Source organism: Neptunomonas antarctica (genome assembly GCF_001305295.1).
Classification (GTDB): Bacteria; Pseudomonadota; Gammaproteobacteria; order Pseudomonadales; family Balneatricaceae; genus Neptunomonas; species Neptunomonas antarctica.
The window spans coordinates 57,970-68,501 of the sequence record NZ_LJSI01000051.1 but is presented as its reverse complement, the minus strand read 5'-3'; the positions used below and the strand labels follow the sequence as shown (position 1 = coordinate 68,501).

General features: G+C 46.7%; 13 protein-coding genes. 12 read left to right on the top strand and 1 reads right to left on the bottom strand.

Annotated features, from left to right (window positions below; all coding sequences use genetic code 11):
- The first annotated feature begins 19 nt into the window (after positions 1 to 19).
- The 5 genes from Nant_RS13965 to Nant_RS13945 all read left to right on the top strand — a co-directional run bounded on the left by Nant_RS13965 (position 20) and on the right by Nant_RS13945 (position 4,446).
- A complete protein-coding gene (locus Nant_RS13965) occupies positions 20 to 754 on the top strand; it encodes an aldehyde dehydrogenase family protein (protein ID WP_274378336.1) in 735 nt (244 codons plus the stop codon).
- Between the two features lie 77 nt (positions 755 to 831).
- Complete coding sequence (locus Nant_RS13960) at positions 832 to 1,653, top strand: enoyl-CoA hydratase-related protein (protein ID WP_420798933.1); 822 nt, start codon at positions 832 to 834, stop codon at positions 1,651 to 1,653.
- A gap of 11 nt (positions 1,654 to 1,664) precedes the next feature.
- On the top strand, positions 1,665 to 2,420 hold the full coding sequence (locus Nant_RS13955) for an SDR family oxidoreductase (protein WP_054342274.1): 756 nt from the start codon (positions 1,665 to 1,667) through the stop codon (positions 2,418 to 2,420).
- A gap of 350 nt (positions 2,421 to 2,770) precedes the next feature.
- Positions 2,771 to 3,433 carry an HAD family hydrolase gene (locus Nant_RS13950; RefSeq protein ID WP_054342273.1) on the top strand — a complete coding sequence of 221 codons (663 nt, stop codon included), beginning with the start codon at positions 2,771 to 2,773 and terminating at the stop codon, positions 3,431 to 3,433.
- A complete protein-coding gene (locus tag Nant_RS13945) occupies positions 3,430 to 4,446 on the top strand; it encodes a S49 family peptidase (protein ID WP_054342272.1) in 1,017 nt (338 codons plus the stop codon). Before Nant_RS13950 ends, Nant_RS13945 begins: the two co-directional genes overlap by 4 nt.
- A gap of 71 nt (positions 4,447 to 4,517) precedes the next feature.
- Here the strand turns inward: Nant_RS13945 and Nant_RS13940 are convergent, their stop codons facing one another.
- Entirely contained in the window at positions 4,518 to 5,096 is a 579-nt protein-coding gene (locus Nant_RS13940) for a Maf family protein (protein ID WP_054342271.1), read from the bottom strand.
- A gap of 123 nt (positions 5,097 to 5,219) precedes the next feature.
- Here Nant_RS13940 and Nant_RS13935 point away from each other — a divergent pair, with 123 nt between their 5' ends.
- The 7 genes from Nant_RS13935 (at position 5,220) to fabF (ending at position 10,518) form a co-directional block, all read left to right on the top strand.
- Positions 5,220 to 5,741, top strand: coding sequence for a YceD family protein (locus Nant_RS13935; RefSeq protein WP_054342270.1), 522 nt, complete (start codon positions 5,220 to 5,222; stop codon positions 5,739 to 5,741).
- Between the two features lie 18 nt (positions 5,742 to 5,759).
- Complete coding sequence (gene rpmF / locus Nant_RS13930; protein WP_054342269.1) at positions 5,760 to 5,939, top strand: 50S ribosomal protein L32; 180 nt, start codon at positions 5,760 to 5,762, stop codon at positions 5,937 to 5,939.
- A 5-nt stretch (positions 5,940 to 5,944) separates the two neighbouring features.
- Positions 5,945 to 6,991 (top strand): phosphate acyltransferase PlsX, encoded by a 1,047-nt coding sequence (gene plsX, locus Nant_RS13925; protein ID WP_076496138.1) that lies wholly within the window; start codon positions 5,945 to 5,947, stop codon positions 6,989 to 6,991.
- A 95-nt stretch (positions 6,992 to 7,086) separates the two neighbouring features.
- The gene (gene fabD, locus Nant_RS13920; RefSeq protein WP_054342267.1) at positions 7,087 to 8,019 is read left to right on the top strand and encodes an ACP S-malonyltransferase; all 933 of its coding nucleotides are present in this window, start codon (positions 7,087 to 7,089) and stop codon (positions 8,017 to 8,019) included.
- 18 nt (positions 8,020 to 8,037) lie between these two features.
- Entirely contained in the window at positions 8,038 to 8,781 is a 744-nt protein-coding gene (fabG, locus tag Nant_RS13915) for a 3-oxoacyl-ACP reductase FabG (RefSeq protein WP_054342266.1), read from the top strand.
- A gap of 165 nt (positions 8,782 to 8,946) precedes the next feature.
- A complete protein-coding gene (acpP, locus tag Nant_RS13910) occupies positions 8,947 to 9,180 on the top strand; it encodes an acyl carrier protein (protein ID WP_054342265.1) in 234 nt (77 codons plus the stop codon).
- 99 nt (positions 9,181 to 9,279) lie between these two features.
- Positions 9,280 to 10,518, top strand: coding sequence for a beta-ketoacyl-ACP synthase II (gene fabF, locus Nant_RS13905; RefSeq protein ID WP_054342264.1), 1,239 nt, complete (start codon positions 9,280 to 9,282; stop codon positions 10,516 to 10,518).
- Positions 10,519 to 10,532: the final 14 nt, after the last annotated feature.

Sequence of the window (10,532 nt, the reverse complement as noted above, 5' to 3'; positions counted from 1 at the left end):
GTATACCGAAAAAGCCGGTGTGAACACCGTGATTATCGACTCCACCGACGACTACAAAGGCATGTTGCGTAACCTGTCGTTTACCCTGAGTCTTTACTCCGGCCAGATGTGCACCACACCACAGGACATCTTTATCAGCAAAGACGGGATTGAGACCGATCAGGGCCACAAAAGCTTTGATGATGTCGCGACTGATATCGCCACGGCAGTCAGTAAATTCCTCTCTGATCCCGAACGTGCCGCCATGGTGCTGGGTGCGATTCAGGCACAGGTGACAGCCGAGCGTATCGACAACAGCAAAACTCTGGGGACAGTGCTGCGCGCATCAGAAACACTGACGCACCCGCATTTTCCGAATGCACGCGTGCGTTCACCGCTCCTGATGAGCATTGATGCAGCACAGCAAGACACCTACATGCAGGAACTGTTTGGTCCGATCAGCTTCGTCGTTAAAACCGATAACACCGCGCATTCTATTGCCCTGGCAACACAAGCCGTGAAGCAGCATGGTGCAATCACTCTGGGATGTTACGCCAGCAACGACAGCGTACTGGAACAGATCGAAGAAGCGGCATTAGACGGCGGAGTCGCACTGAGCTGCAACCTCACCGGTGGCGTATTCGTCAACCAGAGTGCTGCTTTTAGTGACTTCCATGCCACGGGCTGTAATCCGGCCGCGAATGCCTGTTTATCTGACTTGGCTTATGTTGCGAATCGTTTTAGGGTGGTGCAGAGCCGCCGCCACGCGAAGTAAATAGTAGTTAAATGTCTTGGATGGAGTTCTGCTTAAGTCGGTGCTCCTAACTCGGGTCGCTGGGAAGGATAAACATAATGAGTGATGAATCTGTTATGAGCTTCGAAACAGTTATGAATTTCGACACTATTCTGGTCGAGATTAAAGAGGGCGTAGGGACTATTACCCTGAACCGTCCGAAGGTGATGAATGCCCTGAATCAAATGCTCACCCGGGAAGTGGGTGAAGCCGTTGATGCATTAGAAAAAGCGGAAGAGGTGGGTTGTATTATTATTACTGGCGGAGATAAGGTGTTTGCTGCCGGTGCTGATATAAACGAGATGAAAGATCTGGATTTCTATCAGCTTCATATGGCTAATTTTCCTTACATTCAACGGGATTGCTGGCGCGCTATCGATGAGGCGAGAAAACCGATTATTGCTGCCGTTGCCGGATTTGCACTAGGTGGCGGCTGCGAAATGGTGATGGCCTGTGATTTTATTATTGCAGCGGATTCTGCAAAGTTTGGTCAGCCCGAGATCAGTATTGGAACGATGCCGGGTGCCGGTGGTACGCAGCGTCTGACCAAAGCGGTAGGCAAAGCGAAAGCGATGGATATGTGTTTGTCGGGGCGTATGATGGATGCAGCTGAAGCTGAGCATTGCGGTCTGGTGACGCGTATCGTGCCTACTGAAGACCTGGCTGATACGGCTTTTAAAACTGCTCGTAAAATTGCGTCAAATTCGCGTCCCGTTGTTTACATGATTAAAGAGTCGGTGAATATGGCTGTTGATGCATCGTTGAGAGATGGGTTGGCATTTGAACGTCGTAATTTCGCATCTACTTTTGCTTTTGAAGACTGTAAAGAGGGCATGAATGCTTTTGCCGAAAAGCGCAAACCAGCCTTTAAACATCGTTGATGGAGATCTTAATGAACACAGGAATGCTTAAAGATAAAAAGGTCTGGATTACCGGTGCCAGTTCAGGCATCGGAGAAGCCACCGCGCGGCGATTGGCTTGCGAGGGTGTTTCTCTGGTATTGAGCGCCCGCAGGGTTGATCGGCTTGAATCGTTGGCGCAGACATTACGCTCACAGGGGGTGGATGTGATGGTCGAGCCGGTTGATGTTTCTGACCGCCAGGCAATGGCTGTTGTCGGTGAAAAATTGAAAGCGGCGGGTGGTGTCGATATTCTCATTAATAACGCTGGTACCATGCCTATCAGCCCGATATTAGCGGGTCGGGTTGATGAGTGGGACCAGATGATAGATGTTAATATCAAAGGAGTGCTTTATGCCATCCACGCGGTCTATTCGGGTATGGTAGAGCGTAAAAATGGTCATATCGTTAATATCAGTTCTATTGCCGCACGCCAGACCTATCCAAGCGCAGGTGTCTATGCAGGTACTAAGCATGCGGTCCGTGCTATTTCTGATACCTTGCGAAAAGAAGCCATTCGTTACGGCATAAGAGTGACTGATATCCAGCCAGGTGCTGTCGCTACGGAGTTGCCTGACAGTATTCAGCATGACAAGATTCGTGAAGCAGTTAAGGCCAATATGTATGCTGAGGGCTCCGAGATTCTCAAGCCTGAAGACATTGCCAATGCTATTTATTATGCAATAACACAGCCGGCCTATATCGATGTTAGCGAGTTGCATATTCGTCCGGTCATTCAGGAAAGCTAGCGGCTGAACAAGGCATGATAAGGCGGCCATATATTACATGCGAAGATTCATTTACAGGCTCAAAATTATGTCTTCGCGTTTTTTCTTTATTTCTTTTTTTTACCTCTCTATCACTACTCTATTACCTCTTTATTCTTCATAGTGTCTTCTATTGCTGTCTGTTTTTGGCACACTGTTTATCTATCACTTCTTTTTCAGAGTAAAAATTCTTAATACACACAGGCTTGTGTTATTGTCCGGTTCAGCTACGCGACTAATTATTTGAGAGGGAATAAATGTCGCTTTTTGCCACATCCGGCAGCGCTTTAGTCTCTGATTTCACCCTACTTTAAAACATTAGGATAACTGTAGTGTATTCGTTACTTATTTTTGACTGGGATGGCACTGTTATAGATTCAACTGCGCGGATTGTCTCCAGTATGCAATCCGCTGCCCGAGAGCTTGGTCTCCGATCTCTTCAGAACCATGAGGCTCAGGAGATTATTGGCTTAGGTTTGCCTGAGGCTGTGCAGGCATTATTTCCTGGTATTGATGATGTTTTGCTAGAAGCAGTACGGGATCGGTATGTCCACCACTATATGGACGCTGATAACACACCGGTCGCGCTGTTTCCGGGTGTGCAGCGGACATTGGAGAGGTTGCATGAAAAAGGCTATCGGTTAGCCGTTGCAACGGGTAAGAGTCGAAAGGGGCTGGATAGGGTGTTGGCTGATACAGGTTTGGGATGGTTGTTTGAAATAACCCGATGTGCAGATGAAACGACCTCCAAGCCACACCCGCATATGCTCGAAGAAATACTGTCGCAAACACAAGTAGATGTTAGTAATGCCGTTATGATTGGTGACACTGAGTTTGATTTAAAGATGGGTGTGCAGGCAGGCATGGACACGATAGCTGTTAGTTATGGCGCTCATCATATTGATCGCTTAAAGCAATATAATCCCGTTCTGGAGATGCATGCTTTTCCAGAGCTGGAAACATGGTTAGATTTAAAATCAGGAGAAAGGGTGTGAGCGAGAATCATTGGGATGAAGAAAAGGAGACTGCTTTGGATCAGGAGCTAGCTAAAGCGGCTAAGAAAGGACCAAACAAAGAGTGGAAGTTGATTGAAAAAATGCTCAACGGCTTGTTTGTAGAGCAGCGTCGGGCGCGACGTTGGGGTATTTTCTTTAAGGGATTAACCTTCGCTTATTTGATTGCCGTGTTAGGGATCTATTTTTCGAGTACTTCTTTGACGTCAGATCTGTCAGGAAAAGCTGGAAATCATACGGCTGTCGTTGAAATCGTCGGACCTATTTCTGCTGATGAGGTCGCGAATGCCGACAGTATTATCTGGTCGTTGCGTGAGGCTTTTGAGGAAGATAAGGCTAAAGCAGTGATTTTACGTATTAATAGTCCCGGTGGTAGCCCAGTGCAGTCCGGCTATGTTTATGATGAAATTAAAAGGTTGCGTGGTTTGTATCCTGCCAAGCCTGTTTATGCGGTAATTGTCGATATAGGGGCTTCTGGTGCTTATTATATCGCGGCAGCTGCGGATGAAATTTATGCTGACAAGGCTAGTCTGGTGGGGTCGATTGGTGTGATATCGGGTGGTTTTGGTTTCGTCGGCCTGATGGATAAAGTCGGTGTTGAGCGTCGGGCTATGACAGCCGGTAAAAACAAGGGATTCCTTGATCCGTATAGTCCAATGAAAGATAGTGATAAAGTCTTCTGGCAGTCAGTGCTGGATACAACGCATAAGCAGTTTATTGATCAGGTGAGAAAAGGCCGAGGCGATAAGTTGATAGAAGAAGCGGATATGTTTAGCGGACTGGTGTGGACCGGTGAGCAAGCGTTGGAGAAAGGTTTGATTGATGGGTTAGGCAGTACCAGTTTCGTTGCACGGGATATTGTGGGCGAAGAAAAATTGGTTGATTACTCCTCTCAGATGTCCCCATTAGACAAGGTGATTGAAAAGTTCGGAGTGACATTTGCTAAGACCATCGCTACCCAATTGGGCATGAGTGGTTCTTATTCACTTCGTTAATGGTATTGATCAGGGGCTGGCGTATTGCGTGCCCCTGTTAATTGTGTGCCTCTGTAAATAGCTTCGTTGGCTTATAAAGCGTCGATGTTAAGTGTGGCTAGCATGGAGGTTAGCCGTATCAGCGGAAGCCCTATCAGGGCGTTAGGGTCATCACCTTCAAGTTTTTCGAATAGAACAATACCGAGTCCTTCTGATTTGAAGCTTCCTGCGCAGTCCAAAGGGTTTTCCTTATCGATATAGCGTTCAATCATCTGTGTGGTTAAATGCCGAAAGTGCACGTGAAAAGGAATGACTTCAGTTTGGATATGGTTGTTTGTGGTGTTTAGTACGGCTAATCCGGTCAGAAATGTAACCCGTTTACCCGAGGCCTGCTGTAATTGGGCTATCGCATTCTCTCTGGTGCCTGGTTTGCCGAGAATAGCGGTATCTAAAACGGCAACCTGATCTGATCCAATGATAACTCCTTGTGGATAATGCTTTGCGACAGCTTTAGCTTTCTCCTCGGCCAGACGCATCACCAGACTTTCTGCTGTTTCGTCGGGTCGTCTGCTTTCGTCAATATCCGGGCTGTGGCAACGATAAGGCAGCTGAAGTTTGTCTAAAAGGGCGCGCCTATAGGGTGAACTGGAGGCTAAAATAAGAGACTGCATGATTCTTTTCCTGAAAGACTTATTTATTGATGCGCAAACACGTAAAATAGAAATGTTATTTTTAATACTGAAACCCCATTTTCCTTTGACAGGAGGGCCGCTGGGCCCTAGAATTGCGCGCTTATGTCGTACGGTAACTTACCGAAAATAGTTGATCCGCGAAAGCTTGCTGAGCGGGGAGTCCGAATTACCGGTCAGGTCAGTGTAGAAGAACTGCCACGAATGGTGTCCTATCTTAGAGAAGGTGGCGATATTATTAGTGTGGATCTTCTCTTTTCGCTGGATGAACGAAGAATTCGTATTATAACAGGGGATGCTAAGGGTCGTGTTCACATGACTTGTCAGCGTTGCCTGGAAGCGGTCGAAGTGGATGTTCAGGCTGATTTTAATCTGGCAATCGCGTTCAATGAGGAAAGGGCACAGCAACTGCCTCGCTATTATGATCCATTGATCGTTGAAGAAGAAGATATCGAGCTATTGTACGTCATTGAAGAGGAATTGATTCTCAGTCTGCCTTTAGTTCCATACCATACAGACTGTAGTATTCAGACCCAATTCGGTGATGCGAATGTCGCTGAAGACCAAAAAAATGAAAAACCGAACCCGTTTAGAGTATTAGCCCAGTTAAAGGCTGATAAGAAATGATTTAGGAGTTAACTTACCATGGCAGTACAGAAAAACAAAAAGTCTCGTTCACGTCGCGATATGCGCCGCTCGCACGATGCTTTGACTGGTCCTACTTTGTCTGTAGACGCAACGACTGGTGAAACTCACCGTCGTCACCAAGTGACAGCTGACGGTTTCTACCGCGGCCGTCAGGTTGTAAATTTAGATAGCGAGTAATATCGTTGTCGAATCGCGTCACTCTTTCGGTTGATGCGATGGGTGGGGACTTTGGTCCCCACGTTATCCTTCCTGCATGTATATCTGCTTTAAAGCGCTATCCTTATCTTGAAATCTTGCTGATAGGTGAAATTAGTCAGCTTGACGACGTCTTTTCAAAGCAAAATTGTCCTGAATTATTGAGATCGCGACTGGAACTTGTTTCGGCGGGTGAATCTGTTTCTATGGATGAAAAACCATCGTCGGCGATTCGGCATCGACAGGATTCTTCGATGTGTCTTGCGGTTAAAGCAGTGGGTGAAAAGCGTGCTGACGCATGTGTTAGTGCCGGTAATACGGGTGCTTTGATGGCTTTCGGGCGTATGGTGTTGAAAATGCTGCCCGGTATTGATCGCCCCGCTATTATTGCATCTGTACCGACCATGACAGGGCATTGCTATATTCTTGATTTGGGCGCTAATGTCGACTGTAGTGCTGAGCATCTTTTACAATTTGCAATTATGGGTAGCGTTATGATGGAAGCCGTTGAACAGAAGCGGCGGCCAACGGTGGGTTTGTTGAATGTGGGTGAAGAAATTATTAAGGGTAATGAGCAGGTGCGGCTTGCGAATGACTTAATTAGTCAACAAAGTGGATTGAATTATATTGGCTACATTGAAGGTGATGATGTCTTTGATGGCAAGGCAGATATTGTTGTTTGTGATGGCTTTGTTGGCAATGTTGTGTTGAAAAGTAGCGAAGGTTTGGCGCGCTTAATTACGTGTAAGGTTCAGGAGAGCTTTACACGTAATTGGGTTCGCCGCTTGATGGCGTTGCTATCTCGCCCTGTACTCAAAGAGATTCAGGTTCAGATGGATCCTTCGCGGCGAAATGGTGCAACGCTTCTGGGGCTGCAGGGTATCGTGATAAAAAGTCATGGCGGAGCGGATAAAAAATGTTTTGGTTATGCACTTGATCAGGCTATTGCAGAGGTCTTGCAAAATGTTCCGGTTCGAATTAGTGAGCGTTTGGCGTGTTATATGAATGCACCAGATGAGCGATCGAGTGAATAGAGCGTTCTAATTTAGCGTCAATATTGTAAACTATACATCCTTTGGCATAACGTACATTATGCCGGTAATCAGATTTTAGCGAGTTGATGGCACCTATGTCGCAGTCTTTTGCTTTTGTTTTCCCCGGGCAGGGTTCCCAGCAAGTTGGTATGCTGGCCGAATTGGCTGCTGAAAACCCAATTATTCAAGCTACATTTGCTGAGGCTTCTGAGGTTCTTGGTTATGATTTATGGGACCTTGTTCGGAATGGCCCTGAGGCCGATTTAAACCAAACGGATAAAACTCAACCGGCGTTATTGGTGGCGGGTGTTGCTTTGTGGCGTTTGTGGTTGGAAAAAGGTGGTGCAAAGCCTGCAATGATGGCAGGTCATAGTCTGGGCGAATATACAGCGCTGGTTTGTTCTGGCGCTATTGGGTTTGCTGATGCTGTTAATTTAGTGCGTTTGCGTGGTGAATATATGCAGCAGGCGGTGCCTGCGGGTACTGGTGCTATGGCGGCTATTCTAGGGTTGGCTGATGATGCTATTCTTACGAGCTGTCAGCTTGCTGAGCAGGGGCAGGTCGTTTCTCCGGTTAATTACAATTGCCCGGGGCAGGTCGTGATAGCGGGTGAAAAATCCGCAGTTGAGAGAGCAATTGTCGCGTGTAAAGAAGCGGGCGCTAAGCGTGCGATACCTTTGCCAGTGAGTGTTCCTTCGCATTGCTCTCTGATGAAGCCGGCGGCGGATAAGTTGGCTATCTCGTTAGCAAATATAAGCATTTCGATGCCTGCTATCCCCGTTGTGCAAAATGTCTCAGCGGCATTGCCTGAAAGTGTTGAACAATTGACTGGAAATTTATTAGCTCAGTTGTATAGCCCTGTTTTGTGGACTAAGAGCGTGCAAGCGATGGTTGATCAGGGTGTCAATACGACTATTGAGTGCGGTCCGGGTAAAGTTTTGTCAGGTTTAAATAAGAAAATTCACAAGTCGCTGGTAATTAAAGTGATTAATGATGCGGCTGGCCTGGAAGCGGCTTTGGTGCTGTAACAGAGAAGGAATATTGTGATGAGTATTGACGGGAAAATTGCCCTTGTTACAGGCGCAACACGTGGTATAGGTAAGGCGATAGCGCTGGAGTTAGGTCGTCAGGGTGCTGTTGTTATCGGTTCCGCAACCAGTGATTCTGGTGCGGAGTCAATTAGTGAATATCTAAAAGAGGCGGGTATTAGCGGCAGAGGCGTGACGTTAGATGTCGCGTCAGCTGAATCGGTTGAAGCGATTATAAAAACAATTCAGGACGAATTTGGTGCCGTTGCTATTTTGGTTAATAATGCAGGTATCACTCGTGATAATATAATGCTGCGAATGAAAGAGGATGAGTGGGATTCTGTGCTGAATACTAACCTCACTTCTGTCTATCGTGTTGTTAAAGGTTGCCTAAGAGGTATGACAAAAGCTCGCTGGGGGCGTATTATCAGCGTGAGTTCTGTCGTAGCGTCTATGGGAAATGCGGGGCAGGCTAATTATGCTGCAGCGAAATCAGGCATGGAAGGTTTTACGCGGGCACTTGCACGTGAAATTGGTTCGCGTAATATTAGCGTTAACTGTGTGGCTCCGGGTTTTATTGATACCGATATGACCAGTGGGCTTCCGGAAGAGCAAAAAGCTGCTCTGCAGGCGCAGATTCCGATGAATCGTCTGGGTCGTCCTGAAGAGATTGCTGCTGTCGTAGGTTTCCTTGCCAGTGAGGGTGGAGCTTATGTTACAGGCGAAACTATTCAGGTTAATGGCGGCATGTACATGAGTTAAATCAGAGTATTTGCTTTTAGGAATTGTGTTTTCCTGCAATTTGTTGATAATTGGCCGTCAGCTGAAACGAATTTAAACTACCTCCTTGCTAAGTCTAGGTAGGTTCTAATAAAATCACAATTTCATACCTTCGGTGTGAAGGGTTGATAAGAGATAGGAAGAGTTATGAGCAATATTGAAGAGCGCGTTAAGAAAATCATCGCGGAACAGCTGGGTGTTAAAGAAGAAGAAGTTGTAAACGCAGCGTCCTTCGTTGAAGACTTGGGTGCTGACTCTCTCGACACTGTTGAGTTGGTTATGGCTCTTGAAGAAGAGTTTGAAACTGAGATTCCTGACGAAGAAGCAGAAAAAATCACTACTGTTCAGTTGGCTATCGATTACGTAAGCGCTCATCAGTAATCGATTCGTCATCGATATCAAAGCTTGACCGAAAAGCCGCATCTATATTTTTAGAGTGCGGCTTTTCTATCTTTATAGATTTTACACTGGAGTGGCCCTATGTCTCGCAGAAGAGTGGTAGTTACCGGAATGGGCATGCTTACGCCGCTAGGTAACACTGTTAAGGATACTTGGGACTGTATTCTGGCTGGTAAAAGTGGGGCGGCGATGATTGAGCATTTTGATGCTTCTGAGTTTTCCACACGCTTCTCGGCGTCGATAAAGAATTTCGATATTACTGAGTACATGAATCCTAAAGATGCACGCAAGATGGATCTATTTATTCAGTATGGTATGGCGGCCGCCTCTCAGGCGATCAAAGACTCGGGGATTGAAGTAACTGATGCGAATGCAACGCGTATTGGTTGCGCGGTCGGATCGGGTATCGGCGGGCTTTCATTGATAGAAAGTACTCACAATACACTTAATAAAAGTGGCCCTCGAAGGATCTCTCCGTTCTTTGTGCCAGGCAGTATTATTAATATGATTTCGGGCAATCTGGCTATTAAATATGGCTTGAAAGGTCCAAATATAGCTATCACCACAGCCTGTACGACCGGAACACATAATATTGGTTCTGCTATGCGTATGATCCAGTACGGCGATGCTGATGTGATGTTGGCTGGTGGTGCTGAAATGGCTACCACCGAGCTGGGTCTTGGTGGTTTTGCTGCCGCTCGGGCGCTGTCTACACGTAACGATGATCCTCAAAAAGCCAGCCGTCCGTGGGATCGGGATCGTGATGGTTTTGTGTTGGGTGACGGTGCGGGTGTCCTTGTTGTTGAAGAGTATGAGCATGCTAAAGCACGTGGCGCTCATATTTACTGCGAGTTATCAGGTCTTGGTATGAGTGATGATGCGTATCATATGACATCCCCCCCTGCGACGGGCGAAGGTGCGGCGACCTCAATGGCGAACGCTATCCGTGATGCTGGTTTGAATCCTGATCAGATACATTATATCAATGCTCATGGTACATCCACGTTGGCTGGTGATTTAGCTGAAACGAATGCCGCTAAATTAGTTTTCGGTAATTCATTATCTGCTCTGCGTATGAGTTCGACTAAATCAATGACTGGGCATTTGCTGGGTGCTGCGGGTGCTGTTGAGGCTATTTTTTCTATATTAGCCATCAGAGATCAGGTCGCACCTCCCACTATTAATCTCGATGATCCGTCTGATGGGTGTGATTTGAACTATGTGGCTCATCATGCTCAACCGTGTGTGATTGAGGCTACGGTGTCTAACTCGTTTGGATTTGGCGGAACTAACGGTACTCTGGTGTTCCGTAAAATCTGATAATGAGGGCGTTC